Genomic DNA, 23,180 nt, shown 5'->3' on the forward strand with positions numbered 1-23,180 from the left:
GTCATAGCCGTGTCAGATCCGTCGGGCGGTTCTGCAGGATGGCCTCCATCGAAAAGAAACCGGTGACGGTGGAGAAATCGAAATCCGTGATCAGCTTCTGGTAGAAGGCATCATAGCCGCGCATGCCGGGGGCAACGACCTTCAGCAGATAATCCCAATCGCCGCCGATGCGGTAGAAATCCACCACCTCGGGCAGTTTTTCCACGTGGCGGCGAAAGCTTTCCGACCATTCCTTCGAGTGGTGGCGGGTGCGGATCATCACAAACACGGTGAGATCGAGCCCCAGCGCCGGCAGATCCACCGCCGCCTGCGCGCCCTTCAGCACGCCTGCCTCCTCGAGCCGCTGCAGGCGCCGCCAGCAGGCGTTTTGCGACAGCCCGACCTTTTCCGCAAGTTCACGCTGCGACAGCGAACCGTCGCGCTGCAGGAAGGTCAGGATGCGCCGATCGATTGCGTCGATTTTCTGATTTTCTTCGATCATATGACCCGCCATTGCCCTTAATTCGGCAAAGATAGGAGATGAAACCACCACCGCGCAATAGCTATCCTCAACAAATCAGAAAGAACGGGGATCAGGTGATGGCGCAGGCAGCAGGACAGACGACGGACAGGCTTCAACGGTTTCGGGACACGCTCGGCCATGGCGACAACCTGGACATGCTGCGCGACGGGCTGATCGGCCGCGATGCTATGATCGACGGCCCATTCGGGCCGAAGCCGCTGGTCTATGCCGATTACGTCGCCTCCGGGCGGGCGCTGATGCCGGTGGAACGCTTCATCCTGGAAGACGTCCTGCCGTTTTACGCCAACAGCCACACCGAAGCCTCCTTCTGCGGCGGCATGATGACCCGGATGCGGCGCGAGGCGAGGGCGACGATCGCAAGGCTCTGCGGCGCGACTAAGGAGCATGCGGTGATCTTTGCCGGCTCCGGCGCCACCGCCGGCCTCAACCGGCTGGTCGCCCTTTTTGGCGCGACGTTACCGCGCACGCGCGTCATCATCGGACCCTATGAGCATCATTCCAACATCCTGCCCTGGCGCGAAAGCGGCGCCGACATCGTCGAACTGTCGGAGGCTGAAGAGGGTGGTCCGGATCTTGAGGAACTGGATGCGGTTCTTGATGCCTCGCACGATTTTTCGCAGGTGATCTGCTCCTTCTCTGCCGCCTCGAACGTCACCGGCATCGTCACCGATGTGGCCGCCGTCACCCGGCGGGCAAAGCAGGCGGGCGCCAAGATCATCTGGGATTACGCCGGCGCCGGCCCCTACCTGCCGATTGCCATGACGCCGGACAAGGGGGCAGAGATCGACGCGATTGTCGTCTCGCCGCACAAGTTCATCGGCGGGCCGGGCGCCTCCGGCGTGCTGATCGTCCGGCGCGATGCCGTCGTCATCGACAAGCCGAGTTGGAGCGGCGGCGGCACGGTGAAATTCGTCTCGTCCACCGGCCACGACTATTCAGAAAGCCTTGAAGCGCGCGAGGAAGCCGGCACGCCGAATGTGATCGGCGATATTCGCGCGGGCCTTGCCTTCCTGGTCAAGGACGCGATCGGCGAAAGCCTCATGACGGAGCGCAACCGGACTCTCACGCAACGGGCGCTGGCGGCCTGGAAGGACCACCCGCGCATTGAGCTTCTTGGCAACCTCTCGGCAGACCGGCTGCCGATCCTGTCGTTTCGCATCCGCGATGGCAAGGACGGCTTCCTGCACCAGCAGCTGGTCACCCGCATGCTATCGGACCGCTTCGGAATCCAGGCCCGCGGCGGCTGCGCCTGCGCCGGCCCCTATGTGCATCGGCTGCTCGAGATCAGCGAAAGCCAGTCCGCACTCTTGCGTACCGCCATCCTTGCCGGCCACGAAATGGAAAAGCCCGGCTTCACCCGGCTGAACTTTTCCGTGCTGCTGAGCGAGGACAAGGTGGATTACATCCTCAAAAGCGTCAGCGCGCTTGCCTTCGATGCCACCGAGTTTTGCGGAAGCTACGCCTTCGACCCGGCCCGCGCGATCTTTTATCCAGAGGCGGCGTGAGGGGAAAGGGCTTGAAGTTGTGGCGGCGCCCGATCCGTTTCTCTCATGCGTGAAGAGAACCGGGCATTGTCGGGAATGAACGCGCGCGATGCCGCAGAGGCATCAGAGGCGCTGTTCTTTATGAACACATTTAGTATCGGGGCCAAGGATGATGAACCAGGCTGAGGTTCCGAGAGCGCGCGCTCCATCAGCCCTGGTACCGCCTCACGAACCCGTTTTCGAAAACGTAAAATGCTTGTGCAGGAAATAGCTGGTGACGATGGGGCTTAGGACCCCGATGACATGGGCGATCGTTTCACTGTACGCCTGAACGCCGAGAGCGGGGAGCACGAATTGCGCAAGCACAAGGCTCACCGCCCACACCTGCACAAATGCGACGGCATTGACGAGGCAGAAGCGCAGGTATTCATGATGGACCCGCTGACCTGTCTTTTCAAACACCAGCAATTTCATCAGGGTAAAAGCCGTCACCATTCCCAACAGGAAGGCGATCGCGATGGCGACCGAATAGGGAAAGATCTGCGAGAGTGCCAGCCTCGACAGGATGTTCACCCCGGCGGCAAGACCACCGGAAAAGGCAAACCGGATGAACGGGCTCGACAGCACCCTCTTCAGAGCGGTGTTCATCGCGCGATGGCTTCCGCCATCATGCGCCCATAACGGACGCTTTCCGATATGCCCCGATCCTCCGGGTAATAATAGCAGGTATCTGCAATCTGAAGACCGGTGATCGGCGTCTGGATCGGCGGCAGTTTGTCGAGAAACCCCGGTTCGCAGACCGGCTGCGCATATTTCAGGCGCCCGACCTTTGCATCGATCAAATCGCTTTCGGTGATCTGCGGATTGACCTTTCGGATGTAGGAAAAGGCCTCCTTGACAAACTGCTCGTCGCTCCACTGCCATTTCGCCTGCGTGGTCGGCATATAATAAGGCACGTACACCACGGTCTCATCCACCGGCCGCAGGTTGGAAAACTGGATCAGGCCCGGAATGTCGATCTCGTCATCGACGATATTGATCCAGAAATGCTTGCTGATCGACTTTTTGAGACGGAAGATGAGGCACACGACACCAATGTTCTGGATGGCATCGTATTGCGCTTTCGAGGCCGCCGGCAGATCCGGTACCATGCTGGAAATCAGCGGGGTGGGCACGGTGGAAATGACCGCGTCACCGGCGAGAAAGCGCCCGCCGGCGATGACGCCGGTCACCTTGCCACCCTCGGTCTCGACCTTGTCGACCGATGTCGCCAGATGCATGCGCCCGCCTTTGGCGGTATAGGCACGGACCAGCGCGTCAACCAGGGTCTGGCTGCCGCCGTCGATATAGCCGAGTTCTTCCTGAAAGATGGACCGGCGCGAGTTGCCGATCCGGCGCACACGTGTCGCAATCCAGGAGGCGGACACCCTGTCGGCCAGCTCATAAAACTTCAGCTCCATCAGGCGCTTCCAGAGCGTCTGGTAGACCTCGTGCCCGGACCCCTTTTCCAGCCACTCGCGTGCGGTCTTATCCTCAATGGAGGCAAAGCTCGACGCTTTTGTCGTGAGGAACATCTGCAACCCGGTTCGGATCTTGGCGATCAGGCTGAGATGCGGAAAGCGCAACAGCGAAATCGGGTCGCCCCAGGGATGGATCTTGCCCTTCATGAAGTAGCCCATGGAGGTCGGCCGCCAGCGCATCTTGTCGCCAATGCCCAGTTCGTGCATCAGCGCAAAAGTGGGCTCGTCGGATCGGCAGACGAAATGGTAGAACCGCTCAATGGAAAGTCCGCCGAAATCGAAATGGGCTGCCATGCCGCCTGCAACACTATCAACCTCGACGAGATCGACCTCGTGGCCCAGTTGAGCGGCACGATGGGCTGCCGCCAGTCCCATCGCACCGGCGCCGATGACAATCACACGAACCATCGTATTCTCCTAAAAATCCAGCAGGATCTGGCTATAGCGCGGGTCGAGATAGCTCTCCGCAATGGCATCTTTCAACGGCGTCGCCTTGACGTTGAAGATGTCCGGCCAGTCGATCACCGGGAAGGTTTCCGGTATCACCAGCGCCTCAAGCTGGCTGGTGGTAAACGGCGGCTTGCTGCTGATCTTGGCATAGCAAAACAGCAGCCACCAGAACATCCGGTAGGGAATGTGAACGATGCGGGCTCTTGGCTTGACCGTCTCGTGGATCAGCCGGATCAGATCGCCGTAATAGGTCTGCTCGAGACCGGAAATGTCATAGGTGCCGACCGGTTTCGTGTGCAGCGCGGAGATGATGACATTGGCGAAATCGCCGACATAAAGCGGCTGGCGAACGAAGCGGCCGTCTCCCGGGATCGGGAAGACCGGCACGCGATCCATGAACCGTCGAAGCCAGCCGAGATGCTTGCGATCGAACCAGCCGAACATCAGCGTCGGGCGCAGAACGATGTGGGGAATGTCGGTGACGGTGTCAATGAAACGCTCCTGCGCGGTCTTGGAGCGCGTGTAGAAGTCATCAGCCTTGGAATGAACGACAGACGATGAAATATGGACGAAATAGGGTGTGGCGTGGCGACGCATCGCGTCCACGATCTTTTCGGTCGCCACGACATTGTTGGCAGTAAACTCCTGCTCGACCAGCCCGCCGATCTGCGCCTGGTTGAGCAAGACAGTCTGGGCGCCGGCAAAGGCATCCATCCACGGCCCCTCCACCGCAAGATCGGCTTCGATGACCTCGATTTCTGGATGCAGCCGGCGCAGCAATGCCGTGTTGGTCGGATGTTTGTCGATACCGACGATCTGCACGCCGGGCATACCCCTCAGCCGGGCAATGACGTTCTGGCCGACAAGCCCCGCGGCCCCGGTGATGACGATTCTGTGCATCAGATGTCCATTCGATTGAATATCACGCCTGGAAGAGTGCGGATAATCAGCATGATGTAGCGCCAGAAGCCGGGTGCGTAGGCAATCGAGCCACCGCGATAGGCGCGGGCATGGGTGATGGCGGCGATCTTCTCCGGTGTCGCCCAAAGAAGGCCCTTGCGGTTCATTCCCTCCGTCATCGGTGTGATGGTCGGGCCGGGCTTGATCAGCACGGCGCGCGGCCCCTTGTCGGCAAAGCGGTGGGCAATACCCTCCACAAGCGTCTCAAGGCCGGCCTTGGCCGCGCCGTAAATGAAGTTGGCGCGCCGGCCGCGGTCTCCCGCAACGGACCCGATGACCACGAGGCTGCCACGCCCCTGGCGCTCGAGGACAGAGGCGGTTGCAAGGCTCCAGGCGGCGGCTGAATTGAAGTTGACCTTCAGGATCTCGGCGGCCGCCACCAGATCGCGCTCGGCTGCGTGCTGGTCGCCGAGTATGCCATAGGCGATGAGGACATGATCAACGCCGCCGAGCTGCGTGATGAAACCAGACAGATGAGCCCCAACATCGGTTTCGGCCGCCAAATCATGGACCGCAATCTCGACCCGTTCAGCGCCGCGCACCTTCAGGTCGGCAGCCATCTGCGACAACCGGTTCTCGTCCCGGCCTACGAGAAGGAGGCTGGCGCCTTCCTTTGCATAGAGCCGGGCCGTGCATACTGCGATCGCCGACGTCGCACCCAGGATTATGACGCGCACTTTATATTCCTTCACATCTGTGACACGCGTTGCCAGAACAGGGAGCTGAACCCGCTGTCTACGTGTTTGGAGAACGCCTGCCAAGCGGGGTAACCGGCCTGAAACAGGCGCGCCGGCATTCGGCCGTCCTTGGCGGGATAAAGCCGCCCGCCAGCAGCCAGCACGATTTCATCCAGCCGCGCCATCAATCTTAATGTTTCCTCGCCCCGGTTGGGGAAATCCAGCGCCAGCGTCGTGCCCTCCATCGGAAAGGACAGGAGACCCGGCGAAAGTTCGTCGCCAAACGTCTTGAGGACCGCGAGAAACGATCCCTGGCCACTGGCCGAAATGGCCGCCAGCATCTCCTTCGTGGCGTCGTACTGAACCGACGGCGGCACGACCGACTGATACTGATACATGCCCTTCTTGCCATAAAGCCTGTTCCAGCGCCCGATCGAATCGAGCGGGTAGAAGAACGGATGTATCCCAACGCGGGCGGGACCACTCTTGCGCTTTCCGTTCCGGAAATAAGCGGCATTGAACGCGTTGATGGTGTGACGGTTCATGGCAAACTGCGGTGCATCGAGAGGCATGCTGAAGCGTGTATTGCCCCGGTCCGGCAAGGGCGAGCCGCTCTCAGAATGGTTTGCGCGCGAAAAGATGCCGCGCCCCAGCGATGGCCCTGCGGCCAGGCAGTCGATCCATGACACGGTATAGTCGAAGTTTCCCTCGCTTTCCCTGGCGAGGGCAAAAAACCCGTCGACCCCGTCGAAGGGAATGTTTTCGACATCCATCGATGCGCTGTCGATGGGAGTAAGCTCAAGTTCCACCCAGGTGATAAGGCCGGTGAGGCCCAGGCCCCCGATCGTCGCGGCAAACAGATCCGGATGCTCCGTCGGTGATAGTTGCAGCTCCTCCCCATTGGAACGCAACAGTCCCAGCAGCCGCACCCATCGACCGAAGGTCCCGTTCACATGGTGGTTCTTGCCATGGACGTCGTTGGCAACAGCGCCACCCAGTGTCACATAACGCGTTCCGGGCGTCACCGGCGGAAAGAAACCCCGGCGCACGAGCAGATCCAGGAGGGTGTGGAGCGGCAGGCCCGCCTCGGCGCGCAGAAGACGACGATCCGGATCGAAAGCGATGATCCGGTCAAGTCCGGTCATGTCGATCATGCCCCCTGCCGGATTGAGAACACTGTCACCGTACGATCGCCTCAGGCCCGTCGCGAGAAGAGCCAATCCCTGCTGACGACCGGTTGAGACGGTGGCGGTCAGCTGGTCGCGCCAGAACGGCCTCGCCACCGCATGGGCAGCCTGCACCACATTGCCCCAGGATCGGAAATCCTCTTCTCGAGCGAAATCCGTCATAGGGCGGCCAGAAATAACGCTACGACGACACCCCCCAGCCCGAGGCTGGAGCGATCGCGAATGGCGAAGCTGACGGGGTCATCGTTCATCTTTCCCCGGTGCGACAGGAACCAGATCCGGCCAAGCCAGATGGACAGAAAGACCGGAATGCCATTTAGAAATTCCGGATGTGCGTATGTCCTGCCAAGCATCATCTCCTGAAGGATGAAGATCATCAGCACGACCAGCGACGCAAGCGCGGCGGCGATACCGAGTGCCAGCGTCAAGGCGGCATCTTCAACCTCGTATCCGCGGCTCCTGATGCTGAAATCGCCGCTGAGCGCCGCCCGCACGATCTCCGTATGGCGCTTCGCGGTTGCCAGGGAAAAGAAGAAGAAGACGGCAAATGTCAGCAACCAGGCCGGACGCGAATCGGCAAGCAGGACCGTCCCCATAACCAGGCGGGTGGTAAAAAGCACGCCGATGATCAATGTGTCGAGCAGCGGGATACGCTTCAGCCCCAGCGAGTAAGCGCCGGTTATGACGAAATACGAGGCAAGGGCCGCGGCAAATTGCAAGGAGAGGATGGTCGCGGTGACAAAGCTCCCCACAAGCAGACATCCCGCAAGAAGGAACGCGGCCCGGATGGAAAGGCGACCGCTTGCGATTGCCCGGTTTCGCTTCGTCCAATGCTGTCGATCGGAATTGAGGTCGGCGATATCGTTCAAGAGGTAGGTGGCAGACGTCACCGCCAGAAGGCAGACGAAGGCAATCAGCGTCTGCAGAACGGCCTCAAGGTTAAACCATTCATGCGCAAGGGTAATGGGAACGAAAAGCAGCAGGTTCTTTGTCCAGTGATGGACGCGGATGACCTTCATGAACTCTTTTGGGGTTAAGGGCGCCGTGTGGAATTCGCCCAGCAGGGGTTTGCCGAGCCCGACAGCCCGCTGCCGCACATCACTGGACACACCGACCAGGACAATGCCTTGCGAGGCCTGCCAGACGGGAAGGTCCACCTCGTGGTCTCCGGCATAGATGAACCCGTCTGGAAAACGGTCCTGGAGATAGAGGGCCTTGGCCTTTCCCTTCAGGTTCGCTGTTGCAGAACCGGTCGCTGAAGAAAAGATGCCGAGCCGTTGCGCCACCTTGTCAACCACCGTCTGGTCTGCTGCCGAACACAGATGAAGCTCATGACCGTCCTCTGCTTTTTTGCGCAGCCACAGGACAAAATCTTCCCGCAACGGAAGAACCTCGTTCGTCAGATCCACTTCTCTCGCAAGGGCAGCCTTGAGCAGATGGCGCCCCCGGCGCAACTCAGGCAGCGCCCGGACAAGGCCGAGAGGATTGCGGAACAGCGCAATTGCTGCGGTTTCATGCAGAGTATCCGAAAGAACCAGCGTTCCATCCAGATCGACAACAATGGGCAACTTCGGTCGCAAGACCGGGTCTTCAATGTCGTGCGGATGTGGTGTCTGCATGGAAAACCTGATCTGTTATTCGCCTTCAGAGATGAAACATCTCAGACATCTTCTATAAGGGGATCGTTATGGAAATGCCACAGCACACCCGATTGCGTAGGGTTTGACGTCATGCGGCAACCATAGAAGGCCACAGAAGCCAACGAGGCGGCACGCGACGGTAAGACCCAGCAGGGATTCTCGCCGCCGGCGGGCCATCGCGCACGCCACGTTCAATTGAATGTGCACGATATCGGACTGTGCTGTTGTGGGTCGGCCACCAGAATGGAGGCAGGCGCATCCAGTCCCCGCGAAGTCGGAATGAGAACCGAATAGCCTACTATGTCGTCCTCGGGCAATTTCAGAGCATCGTTGACATCGGTGCGCGGCATGCGGACGGCGGAGACAAAGCTGGAACCGTCCACGCTCGCAAATACGGTGTACTGCTTCGTCTGCGGGTTTGCGCTGTTGTAGAGCCAGCCCTTGATGTTGATGTAGCGGATGCCGTTTTCGGTAACCTCTGTTTTCTCGTCGATCGCGCCTTGGCAGATCTGCCGGGCCGCAGACGAATTCGTGAGCTGAACGGGGGCGACCGCCAGAATGCAGCCAGACACTTCTGCCGCGTTCCACCCTTTCTGTTGCGCAAATGTCAGGACCGCCTGCCTTTGCAATCCCTGAGGCGGGCAGGAGACAACGGCACCGAAACGATCGGCATCGAGATATTTTTCCGGATGCGCCAAAGGCTCATTCTTGTCTGCGAGCCAGTTTGGCACAGTCAAAGATTTTCTCTGCGCCATGTAACCGATGGTCGAGCTCCAGTCGTTGCCATAGGCGACAAACTGACCGGCATCCGGAAGCGTCGCGCGCAAGGTCAGGCCGATCGAATAGTCGCGATCATTGCTGGTGAAGCGCTGCGCCATTGCTGGATAATAGGTAGCGGAAAACATGACGTAGTTCGAGATGACCAGCACCGTGGTGACGGCGCACATGATCAGGGATCCGCGCGCAGAAGATGAGAAGTGCCCAAGGGCCACTGCCACGGAGAATATCAGAAACAGCACGTTGGCGGACTGATAATAGGTGTGGACCATATGCAGGTTGGTAAACATGAAAAACGGCAGCAGACCCATGGCGAGACTGCTCATCGCAACGACAAGCGCCGTTTTTCTCCGGTTTTCCAAGGTGTGGCCCACAAAGACCATCAGCAGCAACGGACCAAGGATGCCGCCCATATTGCCGAGCATGACCCGTGACCAGATCACCTCCCCATAGAATTTAGGGTCGAAGCGCTGCGCCAAGGTTCCCCAGTTCCAGGCACTCAGGTTGGCGGAGGTCAGGCGAACCGCAGACTGGTTGAGGAGCTTCAGGTGGTCAGTGTACGAAACCCAGGCAACGCCGATCGCAATCGGAAGCGTCGCCAGCAGGAAAAACAGGCAGAAATTGCGCCTGGAAAAAATGTCTTCACGGATCTTGCCCTGCACAACCGTCTGCACCAGAAACAGGCATGCGGTGACGACGAAGACCGGCAGCATGGTCGTCGATTTCTGCAGCATCCCGAGCGTTGCAAACAGGATGGCATATCCAACGATGCGCCACGACCGATCGCCTTGGGATATTTTTGTGAAATAAACGATATAGCACAGCGTGAAAAACAGTGCCGCCGTTTCGATCATGAACGATCGTCCCCAATACAGGTAGATCGGGGACGACAGGAACAGCGCAGAAAAGATGAAAAATGTCGCCCGGTTCAGCTTCAGAGCGTCAATGATATATTTTACCGGAATGACGCAGGCGACAAGAAACAGGTAGCTTATCATACGGCCGCTGACATCCAGCGGCACACCCAGATATTTGGTCACAAGCGCGACCAGGATCTGGTAGATCGGGAACTCGAAGGGAATAGCCCAGGGCGCGCCGAGCACTGGTGTCTCATAGCCCAGCTGAAAGCCATCCTTCAAAAACCAATAGGCCGAAATCGCCGTCTGGGTCTGCCGGAACGCATACATGTCCAGCGGCGGTTGTGCAGCATACCGAACCGCAAACACCACCGTCACGGCAAATACGACCAAAGCCAGGGCGGACTGGTAGCGGATTGCAAATGTCATTGTTTCACCGGCATTGCGCGACAGGAAAGCTGTTCCTTTCTGCTGTGCCGATTCAAGTCAAGACCCGCTGACCTGCATCCAGGCCATCTAGCTCAAATTAGAACACAAACACGAATATCCTGTGGCGGTGTGCCCCCAGCGCAACGCCAGGGCCACGTTTTGCCCCGTCCCGCGCGATCTCTTTTCCGCAGGCGGCGTGAGGGACGAGGGCTGCCCCGCCGCGTGTTTCCTGTTGAAATTTTTCAACATTGATGATTGGATATCAGTACAGACTGCCGTGATTTGAAGTTTCACGACGAATATTCGGCGGATGCTTGATAGCAATACTATTCTCTCCGAATATGGACCGGCGGAGAAATTCCCGTTCCGTTCACTTCATCTCATTTATAGTGCGTCGTCATCGGCAGGTTGGAGTTCGCGTTCAGTTCTGCGTTGCATTGGGAATTAAAAACACAATGTTCACTTGACATTTCGTGCAGCTGACGGGGGTGTCAGTTGACCATCAGGAGGAGGGGGGCGCCGATACGATGACACGCGCGATCTGTATTCGGTGCGGAGAGGTGAAGCATGGCTGCTGGACTCCATGTCGCGCCTGCGGGCATGCCCCACACGGTGAGACGGAACTGGCCGATTCGCTGTGCCTGTCGGATCAGATGATGGACGACCGAGAAGATATGGACGCGGTTGCGGAGTACATCCGGGACAACAGGATTGTCCCGGTCTTTCCGGCGGGGTTCCGTCATGCCTTGGCAGCCGTCAGAAAAGCCAAGGCCAGCCTGACCAGGCGGGGCCTGCTGCCAGCTGATCCGGACACGTTCGTGAGTGCATTAACGCGCCGGGAGATACCGTGAGAGCGTGGGGTAGAGAGGTGCGGATATGGCCGCGCTTGCATCCGATGGCGTGCGACGTGTCACGAGCGTCGACCTTTGCCCTCTGGAGCACGTGGCGGCGGGTCCGGTTCATGCCGTTGAAACTGTCTTCAGGGGGATGAGGTGCGTTTAAGGTCAATCCGTTATCGAGGGGCAGCCCTTGCCGTTGTCGCGTCCCTGGTCGCCCCGGTCTCGCTTCATGCCGAGAGCATCTGCGGCCCTGGCAGGGAGCTGGCGCCGAATGCGTGGGCGTGTATCCCCAAGCAAAATCGGCCCCGCGTGAGTTCGAACGGAGGCTACTCCAATAATGCGGCGGCCATGGTCGGCGTGGCCTCGGGGGTTCTCGGCGTCATCGCAGCGCTGGCAGGGCAACTGACCCCCACGGACAATGTGGGGCGCGCCGAGGTGGACCTCAACGAAGCGGGAAATGCGAGCCGCGCGATGAACAGAAGCGGCTTCCAGAACATGCAGCAGGGCAATTTCCGGCGGGCTGCAACGTCGTTCAAGTTGGCGGCCGAGAGCGCGCGCAAGGCGCAGAACTGGAAGGAGGCCGACGAGAACGACAAGAACTGGGCGATCGCGGTGGCCCACGAGCACCTGCAGACGGCTGTCAGAGCCGAAACCGACGGCGACGTTTCAACGGCCAGCAAGGCCTATCATCAGGCGATCGTTGCGGCTGGAACGGTCGGAGATCAGCGCCTCGTCAAGGAATTGCAAAACCATCACGACAAACTGGCACGCCAAGCGGTCAAGTCGGGCAAAGCCAAGGACGTCATCCCGACCGATTCGTATTGCGCGACCGTCAACGGCGTCATGCGCTGCCAATAGGACCATTCTCATGACCATGCTGCACGCACGCCCCGCCGGGCTGTCTCTCCTGATCCTGCTGGGCGCAGCCTGCGGCAGCGCCCGGGCGGAGCCCGTCGGCTTCAACGGCCTGATGATCACCAATCTGTCGCAGGACTATACCTATTATTCGGCGGGAAATCCCAACGCGGGAGCGACCCGCAACAGCAGCAAGAGCAAGAACCTGACTGTCGGCTTCCAGGTGTTTGAGCGCGGCACATTGCTCACCTCCAGCACTTTTCTGTCGGAGTCATGCAAGCAAGACGGAGCGTCCCAAAGCCCGAGCTTCGCCTATAAGATCGGCGGCAATCAGAACGAATCCTTCAACTGCACGATCAGGGACGAGTTTTCGCGTGGCAGCTTCAGGACCAGAGTGACGGGGACGGGGCGGTTCGAGGCGGGCACGCTCGAATTGTCGGGCAAGGTGGTTCAAGAGGGCACCTATACGATGAACAGCGCGCCCGATTACGCCACGAGCTATTCCGTGTCCAACGAGCAGAGCATTGTGGTGGTGGTCTCGGGCAAGAAATGCACCTTGAAGTCATTCCGTCTCAATGCACGCAACACGCAAACCAGCCCCGAAACGTCCCGGCATTATGCCGGGCGCATCGAAACGACGGTGACCTATCACGCGACGCCCAGCACGAAGTGCACCCTTTATTGACGCTGTACAGGCCATGGTGGCGATCAGTAGCCAGTTCGTAAGCTGTGCGGGACCGGGCAGGATTTGAACCTTCGGCCGTCATGTCATGAGTTTGATAAGCTGCGTGGTTGTGGTCTGGCGCCCATACCTTGACCACAATTGTAACTGTTCGCGCGACTTATGAACCATCGGGAGACTTTTCCTGCGGGGGTTTTCCATATTGCATCTGGGTCAAAGACAGGAAGGGCATCAATTGCATTCCGCAATCGGATCATGAGGTCATAGGTGGACGGCATAACGCCCCATTGTTCGTGTGCATCCCGACTATCTTCGTAGTCACCTTCCATAAGACGTATCCGAACCTCCGGATCAACCTCCATGAGAGCGGCATACTCTTCATCAGTAATAGCGCCGCGGGATCGCCAAAATGCGAATTGCCGGTCGCTAAAATAGCATACGTCACTAATGCGGAAAATCGGTTCGAGACCATTGGCGTAGTAGTTGGAGCGATAGAAAAAGGACTGGGTTCTGGTTTCACCGTCGACGATGAACATCACTCGCATTTCTAACTCTGAATTGACAAAGTCGATGGGCGCCCCTTTACCCGGGAGCGGAGGCCCAAATTTCCGTTCTACGCTGAATGCTACGAAATCGTCGTTCGCAATCGCGAGGGGCGGGCAAATTTCATATTTGCTGCCTATCCTATGCTCAGTATTGACCCGCTCGTCATGGCTTTTAGGATTTGCATCGACGCCAATGATCCTTTCTGGACCGAGAAAGAAGGATTGGGTTGTCTGGAACAGATGGATGCCTCGGTGAAAGCCGAAGAGATCGACTTTTAGTATCTTGACTGGTTTGCGACCGGCCTTGAGGCGTACGGTTGCGCAGATACTAAAAGCCCGATCGTTTTCATATTTGGCATCGCGGCGATCATCACTTTTCTGACTGACGTTAAAAAAGTAGCCCACCGGCTCGGCCGCAAGATGCGGCTTTTCTATTTTCGCGACGACGCGATCGACTGCATAAAGGCAAACGGCCAAGGCTATGAGGGCGATACCAACTGGATAGCTCAAGGCGTCGAGTGGTTCGTTAAAAAGGATCTTATAAAGAAACAACGTAAGAGGCGTCACTGTGAGGCATGTCACGCCCCCGACGAGGAGAATTCGGACCATTGACTTGAGTAGCGGCTTGTGAACCAAGATATAAGCAGCGGCCTCAATAACATCTCCGAGAATGTTTCCGATCTCTGTAAGATACGCTTTCCGTTTCATCGTCACCCTTTCTCGGCAACAAGCTTTCTATGCTGCACTTGTTCAGATAATATGGTGGCGCAAGAAAAATTTCATCCTCTCATAGGAGATAATCCTGCCTCCAAGCGAAGCGTCAGCAATGGCGCCCGGACAGCTCGACAGAGTCTATTGCTCAGTCAATATGGAAACCCCCGGTTTGCGCCGGGGGCTCGTCGAACGGAGCAGGAGCGGCCGTCAGGCCGTCAGATCGAAGCGGTCGGCGTTCATCACCTTCACCCAGGCGGAGACGAAGTCGCGGACGAATTTTTCGCCGTTGTCGCTCTGGGCGTAGACTTCCGCCAGCGCGCGGAGCTGCGAATTCGAACCGAAGACGAGGTCGACGCGGGTTGCGGTCCACTTGACCTCGCCGGTCTTGCGGTCGCGGGCCTCAAAGAGGGTTTCGGCCGGAGACAGCGGCTTCCAGCTGGCGCCCATGTCGAGGAGGTTGACGAAGAAATCGTTCGTCAGCTCACCGCGACGGGTGGTGAAGACGCCGTGCGGCGTTCCGCCGTAATTGGCGCCGAGAACGCGCAGGCCGCCGACGAGAACCGTCATTTCCGGCGCGGTCAGCGTCAGAAGCTGGGCCTTGTCGATGAGCAGTTCTTCCGGCGAGATCGTAAACTCCGCCTTCTGATAGTTGCGGAAACCGTCTGCCACGGGTTCCAGAACCGCAAAGGAATCGACGTCCGTCTGCTCGGCCGTCGCATCGGTGCGGCCCGGCGTGAAGGGCACCTCGATGGCATGGCCGCCGGCGCGGGCGGCCTCTTCCACGGCCGCCGAACCGCCCAGCACGATGAGATCGGCAAGCGATACTTTCTTTGCACCACCCTGGGCGGCGTTGAAGGCCGACTGGATGCCTTCAAGCGTCGACAGAACGCGGGCGAGCTGTTCCGGCTGGTTGACCGCCCAATCCTTCTGCGGGGCAAGCCGGATGCGGGCGCCATTGGCGCCGCCGCGCTTGTCGGAGACACGGAAGGTGGAGGCGGAGGCCCAGGCGGTCTGGATCAGCTCCGTGCGGGTGAGGCCCGACGACAGAATTTCGGCCTTGAGCGCCGCGACATCGGCCGGATCGACAAGCTGATGGTCAACGGCGGGAACCGGATCCTGCCAGATCAGCTCCTCGGAGGGCACTTCCGGGCCGAGATAGAGAACCTTCGGCCCCATGTCGCGATGGGTGAGCTTGAACCAGGCCCGCGCAAAGGCATCGGCAAACTCCTCCGGGTTCTGGTGGTACCGGCGCGAAATGGCTTCATAGGCCGGATCCATGCGCATCGCCATGTCGGCGGTGGACATCATGATCGGCACCTTCTTCGAGGGGTCGCCTGCATCCGGCGCCATATCCTTTTCGGCAAGGTTCTTGGCGTGCCACTGGTAGGCGCCGGCCGGGCTCTTCACCAGTTCCCATTCATAGCCGAAGAGAACGTCGAAATAGCCCATGTCCCACTGCGTCGGGTTGGCCGTCCAGGCACCTTCGAGGCCGGAGGTGATGGTGTCGGCGCCCTTGCCGCTCTTGTAGGTGCTCATCCAGCCAAGACCCTGCTCGGCAAGCGCTGCACCTTCCGGCTCGGGGCCGACATGGGCGGCGTCGCCCGCACCATGCGTCTTGCCGAAGGTGTGGCCGCCGGCCACCAGCGCCACGGTTTCCTCGTCGTTCATCGCCATGCGGCCGAATGTGTCGCGGATGTCGCGGGCCGATGCCAGCGGATCGGGATGCCCGTCCGGGCCTTCCGGGTTGACGTAGATGAGGCCCATCTGCACGGCCGCCAGCGGGTTTTCCAGCACGCGGTCACCGGTGTAGCGGCTGTGGTCCTTGTCGCTGGTGGTCATCCACTCGACTTCGGGACCCCAGTAGATGTCTTCTTCCGGTTCCCAGATGTCGACGCGACCGCCGCCGAAGCCGAAGGTCTTGAAACCCATGGATTCGAGCGCGCAATTGCCGGTGAGGATCATCAGATCGGCCCAGGAGATGGCGTTGCCATACTTCTGCTTGATCGGCCACAGCAGGCGGCGCGCCTTGTCGAGATTGGCATTATCCGGGAAACTGTTGAGCGGCGCAAAGCGCTGCGTGCCCGAGGTGGAGCCCCCGCGGCCATCGCCGGTGCGATAGGTGCCGGCGCTGTGCCAGGCCATGCGGATGAAGAAGGGGCCGTAATGGCCATAATCCGCCGGCCACCAGTCTTGGCTGTCGGTCATCAGGGCGTAAAGATCCTGCTTCAGCGCCGCCAGATCCAGCGCCTTGAATTTGTCCGCATAGTTGAAGGCCGGGCCCATCGGGTTCGACAGCGCCGTGTTCTGGTGCAGCATCTTCAGGTTCAGCTGGTTCGGCCACCAGTCGCGGTTGCTGCGCATGCTCTGGCTGGTCGCGCCGTGCGCAACGGGACATTTGCCGCCCGTGCCTGTCTTGGTAACGTCCATTTTCCATCCCTCCGAGAGTGGTTGTTCTGGTCTGCGTGATGATCGATGCCCTTTGCGACACCTTCAAGAAGGTGCGACAAAGCAGTTCGCCCCGACCGCTTCATCATCTTCATCAACAACCCTACCAAGGCGGATCGATTAATGTAATTAGGAATAAATGATAGTTTCAATAGGCTAGGGTTATGATCAGTCCGACACTCAGACAGCTGCGCTATTTCGAGGCGCTGGCCCGCTTCGGCCATTTCGGCCGTGCGGCGGAAGCCTGCGCCATCTCGCAGCCGGCGCTTTCGGTGCAGGTGAAGGAGCTTGAGGAAATGCTGGGCGTGACGCTTCTGGAACGCAGCGTCCGCCAGATCAGGCTGACCAGCTTCGGCGAGGAATTCGTCGTGCGGGTGCGCGAGATCCTTCGGGCGGTCGATGAGCTGGGAGATCTGGCGCGCGCCGCACAAAGCCAGCTCGCCGGCAGGCTTCGCATCGGCATCATCCCGACGATCGCACCCTATCTGCTGCCGGCGATGATCTCGCAGCTGACCCGCGACAATGCAGGCCTCGACATTCACCTGCGCGAAACCGTAACGCCGAAGCTTCTGCAGGAATTGTCGGAGGGTCGGCTCGACACGGCCATCGTCGCGCTGCCGGTCTCGGAGGAGTCGCTGACGGAAATTGCGCTGTTTGAGGAGAATTTCCTTCTGGTGCGTCCGGCCGAAGATGCCGCAAAACCGGTGCCGAACCGCGAGCGGCTGCGCGAAATGCGGCTTCTGCTATTGGAAGAGGGGCACTGCTTTCGCGAGCAGGCACTCTCCTTCTGCAACATCAGCGCCGGTTCGCCCAAGCCCCGCGAGCTTCTGGATGGCAGTTCGCTCTCGACGCTCGTCCAGATGGTGGGGGCGGGCATCGGCATTACGCTGATCCCGGAAATCGCTGTTGCGGTGGAAACCCGCTCGGCACCGGTCTCCATCGCGCGTTTCGAAGATCCGCAACCGTCGCGCACCATCGGCATGGTATGGCGAAAGACCAGCCCCATCGCCCGCCAGCTGATGCAGGTGGCGGAGGTGGTGCGCGGGGCCGCTGAAGGCCTGCGGATGGCAACCGCTACCGTCTAGGTGGACGGCTCATGCGTTTCGCACGGCCGTCCACGGGTCTCAGTCGCGGTGACGGGCATAGATGCGGTCGAGAATATCGGCGACATCCACCAGCCGATCGGCCTCCGGATCGTAGCCTTCGCCCGTCTGGAGACGTCGCGCCCAATCGGCCGCCGCCCGGCCGCCCCAGTCTTCCGGCGGCGATGACAGGGTTTCGCGGGTCGTTCCGGAAAAGCGCTCGGTCTTGAAGTCGTAGAAGGAGCCATCGACATTGGAGAGGCTCGCCCCGCCGCCGCTGCCATAAAAGCTGGCGGAAATCACCGCGTCCTGTCCTGCCGGCAGCCGCCAGGAGCAGGCAAGCCGAACCGTTGCGCCGCTTTCCAGATCAAGCGTTGCGATGGCGTAGTCCTCGATGCGGTCGCTGTCGCCGGAAATCAGCTGGCCGCCGCTCATCAGCCGGCTTGCGACGCGCGACACCGCCGGAAAGCCGAGCGACCACAGCGCGGCATCCACCAGATGCACGCCGAGATCGATCACGCAGCCGCCGCCCGACTGCGCCTTGTCGTAGAACCACGGCTTGTCCGGCCCATAGGCATTGTGAAACACGAGGTCTGCAGCAAACACCGAGCCGAGCGCCCCGCCGCGGATCAGATCGCGGATCTGGCGCATGCCATTGGTGAATCGATAGGAGAAATCCACCGACAACAGCCGGTCGGCGGCACGTGCCGCGTCCACCACGGCCTGAACTTCGCCGGCGGTTCGTCCAAGCGGCTTCTGGCAGAACACCGCCTTGCCGGCCTGAAGCACGCGGATCGATTGCTCTGCATGCTGCGCGCTTGGTGTGGCAATCACCACGCCATCGAGATCCATGGACAGCATCTCGTCCAGCCGCTCGACACGGCGCGCGTCCGGTGCGAGCGCCAGCGCCTCGCGCGCCATGTCCTCGGACGGATCGGAGACGACGACTGCCTCGGCGACACCGGTCTCCAGGATTTTCTGCATGCGATGGCGGCCGATCCAGCCGGTGCCGAGAAAGCCTAGGCGCAGGGGGCGATGTTCGCTCGCTCCACGAGGGTCGGCGCCCGTATCCGCTGTGGCGGCAAGGGCGCCGGTGAAATCTGTTTGCGTCGTGAACTGGTTCATGGGTAGGTCACCAGGGCCTTGAGGAAGCCGTCCGGACGGTCGCGCGTGGCGTTCAGCGCTTCGCCGAGCCCTTCCAGCGGATAGTTGTGCGTGTAGAGCGGGGAGGGGTCGAGCCTGCCTTCGGCAACGGCTGCCACCGCCTCGCGCATTCCCTTGAGATAGATTTTGGGATCGCGCTCATGGGCGTTGATCACATCGAGCCCCCGCCAGTTCCACTGCTGCATGTTGACCTGACGCGGGCCATCCTGATGGTAGCCGGCGATGATCAGGCGGCCACGCTCGCGGGTGAGTTCACCCGCCAGATCGAGCGGCCACTGCTTGCCGACGGCTTCGATCACCCGGTCGCAGAACGCGCCGTCGGTGAGCCGGCGCACCTCCTCGATGATCTCCCAGTGGTCGCGCATTTCGATCACCGCATCCGCCCCCATCTTTTGGGCGAGATCGAGCGAGAAGGGACGGCGCGAAATGGCGATCACCTGCGCGCCGGCGTTTTTCGCCAGCTGCGTCAGCAGTGCGCCGAGGAAGCCGATGCCGATAATCGCAACGGTCTGGCCTTCGGAAATATCGCAGCGGTGAAAGATGTTCATGGCGCAGCCGAGCGGCTCGGCGGGAAACGGCTTGCCGGCCAGCGCCGACGGCAGCTCTACCACGGCGTCGGCGCTTGCCACGTCATGCGTGGCATAGGCGTGGTAGGAGAGGGCGGCCACCCGGTCGCCGACGGCAAGATCCGTCACACCCTCGCCCAGCGCGTCGACCACCCCCCAGCCCTCGTGGCCGAGCCCGCCGGGCTCTGTCGGAAACTCCATCCAGTCCGGTCCCGCCCAGGGGGTAAGGTTGGAGGCGCAGACGCCGCAGCCTTCCAGCCGAATGCGGACCTCGCCGCGCCCGGGCAGCGGCTGCGGCACGCGCTCAACCCTCATCTGACCGGCGCCTGTCACGACGGCAGCCTGCATGGTGGCTGTTTCAGTGCCTGTTCGAGCGTTGGAAATGTCCATACCGATCCCTTCTTCCTGTCGTCCCGCACGATCACGAAACCTGCTCGCAACGGCTAACAAGGAAGGGGCGTGAGGGTTCCTGAAGAAGATGACATTGATGAAGTCATTGAAGTGACAGCTGAAGATGATGCCGCCTAGCACCCTCGCACAAAAGGGAAATTTAGGTTTGGAACTATCGCATGTTCCGCTTGTTCAGCCCTCGAAAGCAGCAGCATCAACCCTCTAACGATCAGGTGAAAACTCCGTGTCTCAGAAGGTCCTCATCACCGGCGGCTGCGGCTTCATCGGCCGCTATGTTACCCAGGAATTGTTGGCATCCGGCTATCAGGTGCGCATCCTCGATGCCCTGATCGACCAGGTGCATGGCGATGGAAGCGTGGCGGTTCCGGACGGCGTTGAATTCATCGAAGGCAATGTCTGCGACCGACAGACGGTGGACGCGGCGCTTGCCGGTATCGATGCGGTGCTGCATCTCGCCGCCGAAGTGGGCGTCGGCCAGTCGATGTACGAAATCGCCCGCTATGTGGGTGGCAACGATCTCGGCACCGCCGTTCTTCTGGAGGCCATGATCGGTGGCTCCGTGCGGCGCATCGTCGTTGCCTCCTCCATGAGCGTTTACGGCGAAGGCCTCTACCGCACGGCGGATGGAACGCGGCTTGGACAGGTGCGCCGCAAGGCGGCCCGCATCAAGGCCGGCCAGTGGGAAGCGCAGGGGCCGAACGGCGAGGCGCTGACGCCGGCGCCGACGGACGAGGAGAAGCCCGTCGATCTGGCCTCCATCTACGCACTGACGAAATATGTGCAGGAACGCGCCGTGCTGATCTGGGGCGAGGCCTACGGGGTCGATGCGGTGGCGCTCCGCCTGTTCAACGTGTTCGGCCCCGGCCAAGCCTTGTCCAACCCCTATACGGGCGTGCTTGCCAATTTCGCTTCGCGCATCGCCAATGGCCAGTCACCGATGATTTTCGAGGACGGTCAGCAGAGGCGCGATTTCGTCCATGTGCGCGATGTGGCGCGCGCCTTCCGGCTTGCCCTCGAAAAGCCGTCCGCCGCCGGCCATGTGATCAATGTCGGCAGCGGCCAGTCCTATTCGGTGGCAGAGGTTGCCTCCCTGCTGGCCGAGGCGATGGGCGCGCCCGAGCTTCAGCCGGATATCATGAACAAGGCCCGCTCCGGCGATATCCGCAATTGCTTTGCCGATATTTCCAAGGCCCGCGAGCTTCTGGGCTTCGAGCCGGAACACCGGCTGGAAAGCACGCTCGGCGAGCTTGCCGAATGGGTGCGCGTAACCGGCGCCATCGACCGCGGCGCGGAAATGAAGCGCCAGCTCGAACAGCGGGGGCTGGTATCATGACGTCAACAGCGGCTCAGTCTGCCAAGGGGGAGTTCGGCTTCGTCGAATGGTTCCGCCCGGGTGAGTTCGAGCGGACCGAACGCCTGCTGCCCGATATCCTGAAGAGCGGCGCAAGCTATCTGCGCACCCATCTCTCCTGGGCCGAATATCTGGCGCCGGGCGGCGAGGAATGGTTCGACTGGCTGATCCCGAAGCTCGGAGAGGAAATCGACCTCCTGCCGTGCCTTCACTACACGCCGCCGTCGCTGTCGCGCACGGGCCGTTCGAACGGCGCGCCGGTGGTGCTGAAGGACTATGCCGATTTCGTCGATCATGTGCTGACGCGCTACGGCCGGCACTTCCGGCATGTCGAGCTGTGGAACGAACCCAATAACCTGCTCGACTGGGACTGGCGAGAGGACGCCGATTTCAACCTGTTCTGCGAAATGGTGGGCGGCGCCGCCTACTGGGCAAAGCAGCGCGGCTGGAAACCGGTGCTCGGCGGCCCGTGCCCATTCGATCCGATGTGGCTCGATCTGATGGGCGAGCGCGGCGTGCTCTCCGTGGTCGATGCCGTCGGCTTCCATGGCTTTCCCGGCACCTGGGACAGCGAGGAAGGCAGCTGGGGCGGCTGGGACATGCATCTCGGCGAAATGCGCTCCATCCTCGACCGGCACAACCCGGATGCGCAGATCTGGATTACCGAAACGGGCTATTCCACCTGGCGCAATGACGAGATGGAACAGGCGCGCCGCTTCATGAAGGCGCTGCAGGTGCAGGCCGACCGGCTCTACTGGTATTCCTTCGCCGACGTGCCCCCGAATGTCGCGGTACAGGAAGGCCTGTGGTTTGATCCGCGCCATTATCATCTGGGCATGGTGACCCACGAGAATCAGCCAAAGCTTCTCGCTCGCCTGCTGATGGAGGGTGGCATCGAGCGGCTGCAGGATGTGGCAAGGCTCGCAAGCCCCAACCTGGCCTCCGGTGCCGCACCGATCGTCATTACCGGCGGCAGCGGCTTTATCGGCTCCAATCTTGCCGAGAGTTTTCTGGCTGACGGCGAGGATGTCATCGTTCTCGACAATCTCGCCCGCGCCGGCGTCGACCAGAACCTCGAATGGCTGAAACAGCACCATGGCGCCAAAGTGCATCCGGTCCTCGCGGACGTGCGCGATCTGCGGGGCATCGAGGCGGCCTTTGCCGATGCCAAGGCTGTCTTTCACCTCGCCGCCCAGACGGCCGTGACGACAAGCCTGGTGTCGCCGCTCGATGATTTCGAAGCCAATGCCCGCGGCACGATCAACGTTCTGGAGGCCGTACGCAAGGCGGGACACAAGGCGCCGGTCATCTTCGCCAGCACCAACAAGGTCTATGGCGCGCTGGAAGATCTCGAAATGCTGCCGATGGACGACCGCTATGTGCCGGCGGACGCAAGTGTGCGCGAATTCGGCATCGGCGAAGATCGGCCGCTTTCCTTCTGCACGCCCTATGGCTGCTCCAAGGGCGTGGCCGACCAGTATGTGCTTGATTACGCCAAATCCTTCGACATCCCGACCGCCGTGCTGCGCATGAGCTGCATTTACGGACCGCGCCAGTTCGGCACGGAGGACCAGGGCTGGGTGGCGCATTTCCTCATCCAGGCGCTGAAAGGCGAGGGCGTCTCGATCTATGGCGACGGACGCCAGGTACGCGACATCCTGCATGTGGACGATGCGGTTGGCGCCTACCGGGCCGTGCATGCGGCCATCGCACATGTTAAGGGCGAAGTGTTCAACCTCGGCGGCGGCCCACAGAACTGCGTCAGCATTCTGGCCGTTCTGCGCGAGATCGAAAAGCTCACCGGTCGCCCCCTGGAGACGGGCTTTGGCGAATGGCGCGCCGGCGACCAGCTGTTTTTCGTGGCCGATACCCGCAAGCTTGCCGATCGCCTGGGCTGGCAGGCGCGCATGCGCTGGAGAAGCGGGCTTCAGCATCTGGCCGACTGGCTGCGGACCCATCGCTTCGCAGACGAGTCCTCCGCGCTGCCCGATTTGCGGGTGAGAGCATGAGGACAGCCGCGCC

18 protein-coding genes are annotated in these 23,180 nt (G+C 60.7%); 6 read left to right on the forward strand and 12 right to left on the reverse strand.

Translation table 11 applies throughout. The annotated features are described in order from the left end of the window. Position 1: 1 nt before the first annotated feature. On the reverse strand, positions 2-481 hold the full coding sequence (locus J2858_RS17755) for an Lrp/AsnC family transcriptional regulator (RefSeq protein ID WP_210106168.1): 480 nt from the start codon (positions 479-481) through the stop codon (positions 2-4). 98 nt (positions 482-579) lie between these two features. On the opposite strand from J2858_RS17755, the gene J2858_RS17760 reads away from it, so the two are divergent. Next, positions 580-2,028, forward strand: a complete 1,449-nt coding sequence (locus J2858_RS17760) for an aminotransferase class V-fold PLP-dependent enzyme (RefSeq protein WP_210106169.1) — start codon at positions 580-582, stop codon at positions 2,026-2,028. Between the two features lie 204 nt (positions 2,029-2,232). On the opposite strand, the gene J2858_RS17765 is transcribed toward J2858_RS17760, so the two are convergent. From J2858_RS17765 to J2858_RS17795, 7 genes are all read right to left on the reverse strand, one after another. After that, positions 2,233-2,655: a GtrA family protein gene (locus J2858_RS17765; protein WP_210106170.1), complete on the reverse strand. Its 423-nt coding sequence runs from the start codon at positions 2,653-2,655 to the stop codon at positions 2,233-2,235. Further along, complete coding sequence (locus J2858_RS17770) at positions 2,652-3,935, reverse strand: NAD(P)/FAD-dependent oxidoreductase (RefSeq protein WP_210106171.1); 1,284 nt, start codon at positions 3,933-3,935, stop codon at positions 2,652-2,654. The genes J2858_RS17765 and J2858_RS17770 overlap by 4 nt, the downstream gene beginning before the upstream one ends. Before the next feature lie 9 nt (positions 3,936-3,944). After that, complete coding sequence (locus J2858_RS17775) at positions 3,945-4,877, reverse strand: NAD-dependent epimerase/dehydratase family protein (RefSeq protein WP_210106172.1); 933 nt, start codon at positions 4,875-4,877, stop codon at positions 3,945-3,947. After that, positions 4,877-5,614 carry an SDR family NAD(P)-dependent oxidoreductase gene (locus tag J2858_RS17780; RefSeq protein WP_210106173.1) on the reverse strand — a complete coding sequence of 246 codons (738 nt, stop codon included), beginning with the start codon at positions 5,612-5,614 and terminating at the stop codon, positions 4,877-4,879. The genes J2858_RS17775 and J2858_RS17780 overlap by 1 nt, the downstream gene beginning before the upstream one ends. 11 nt (positions 5,615-5,625) lie before the next feature. After that, positions 5,626-6,963: an FAD-binding oxidoreductase gene (locus J2858_RS17785; protein ID WP_210106174.1), complete on the reverse strand. Its 1,338-nt coding sequence runs from the start codon at positions 6,961-6,963 to the stop codon at positions 5,626-5,628. Then, the gene (locus tag J2858_RS17790) at positions 6,960-8,420 is read right to left on the reverse strand and encodes a UbiA family prenyltransferase (protein WP_210106175.1); all 1,461 of its coding nucleotides are present in this window, start codon (positions 8,418-8,420) and stop codon (positions 6,960-6,962) included. Before J2858_RS17790 ends, J2858_RS17785 begins: the two co-directional genes overlap by 4 nt. 212 nt (positions 8,421-8,632) lie before the next feature. Then, positions 8,633-10,504 carry an ArnT family glycosyltransferase gene (locus J2858_RS17795; protein ID WP_210106176.1) on the reverse strand — a complete coding sequence of 624 codons (1,872 nt, stop codon included), beginning with the start codon at positions 10,502-10,504 and terminating at the stop codon, positions 8,633-8,635. 1,187 nt (positions 10,505-11,691) lie between these two features. Here J2858_RS17795 and J2858_RS17800 point away from each other — a divergent pair. Together J2858_RS17800 and J2858_RS17805 are read left to right on the forward strand one after the other, a co-directional pair. Beyond that, a complete protein-coding gene (locus J2858_RS17800; protein WP_210106177.1) occupies positions 11,692-12,201 on the forward strand; it encodes a hypothetical protein in 510 nt (169 codons plus the stop codon). Positions 12,202-12,211: 10 nt separating this feature from the next. Further along, the gene (locus J2858_RS17805) at positions 12,212-12,883 is read left to right on the forward strand and encodes a hypothetical protein (RefSeq protein ID WP_210106178.1); all 672 of its coding nucleotides are present in this window, start codon (positions 12,212-12,214) and stop codon (positions 12,881-12,883) included. 83 nt (positions 12,884-12,966) lie between these two features. Here J2858_RS17805 and J2858_RS17810 read toward each other — a convergent pair whose 3' ends face one another. Next, the gene (locus J2858_RS17810) at positions 12,967-14,133 is read right to left on the reverse strand and encodes a hypothetical protein (RefSeq protein WP_210106179.1); all 1,167 of its coding nucleotides are present in this window, start codon (positions 14,131-14,133) and stop codon (positions 12,967-12,969) included. Between the two features lie 213 nt (positions 14,134-14,346). Then, entirely contained in the window at positions 14,347-16,566 is a 2,220-nt protein-coding gene (gene katG / locus J2858_RS17815; protein ID WP_210106180.1) for a catalase/peroxidase HPI, read from the reverse strand. Positions 16,567-16,748: 182 nt separating this feature from the next. Here katG and J2858_RS17820 point away from each other — a divergent pair, with 182 nt between their 5' ends. After that, positions 16,749-17,669: a LysR substrate-binding domain-containing protein gene (locus tag J2858_RS17820; RefSeq protein ID WP_210106181.1), complete on the forward strand. Its 921-nt coding sequence runs from the start codon at positions 16,749-16,751 to the stop codon at positions 17,667-17,669. A 39-nt stretch (positions 17,670-17,708) separates the two neighbouring features. On the opposite strand, the gene J2858_RS17825 is transcribed toward J2858_RS17820, so the two are convergent. Together J2858_RS17825 and J2858_RS17830 are read right to left on the reverse strand one after the other, a co-directional pair. Then, a complete protein-coding gene (locus J2858_RS17825) occupies positions 17,709-18,791 on the reverse strand; it encodes a Gfo/Idh/MocA family protein (protein ID WP_210106182.1) in 1,083 nt (360 codons plus the stop codon). Beyond that, positions 18,788-19,786, reverse strand: a complete 999-nt coding sequence (locus tag J2858_RS17830; protein WP_210106183.1) for an MDR/zinc-dependent alcohol dehydrogenase-like family protein — start codon at positions 19,784-19,786, stop codon at positions 18,788-18,790. The genes J2858_RS17825 and J2858_RS17830 overlap by 4 nt, the downstream gene beginning before the upstream one ends. 244 nt (positions 19,787-20,030) lie before the next feature. Here J2858_RS17830 and J2858_RS17835 point away from each other — a divergent pair, with 244 nt between their 5' ends. Together J2858_RS17835 and J2858_RS17840 are read left to right on the forward strand one after the other, a co-directional pair. Further along, positions 20,031-21,140: an NAD-dependent epimerase/dehydratase family protein gene (locus J2858_RS17835; protein WP_210106184.1), complete on the forward strand. Its 1,110-nt coding sequence runs from the start codon at positions 20,031-20,033 to the stop codon at positions 21,138-21,140. Further along, positions 21,137-23,167, forward strand: a complete 2,031-nt coding sequence (locus J2858_RS17840; RefSeq protein WP_210106185.1) for an NAD-dependent epimerase/dehydratase family protein — start codon at positions 21,137-21,139, stop codon at positions 23,165-23,167. Before J2858_RS17835 ends, J2858_RS17840 begins: the two co-directional genes overlap by 4 nt. Positions 23,168-23,180 lie beyond the last annotated feature (13 nt).

It is taken from the genome of Neorhizobium galegae (genome assembly GCF_017877135.1).
Classification (GTDB): domain Bacteria; phylum Pseudomonadota; class Alphaproteobacteria; order Rhizobiales; family Rhizobiaceae; genus Neorhizobium; species Neorhizobium galegae_A.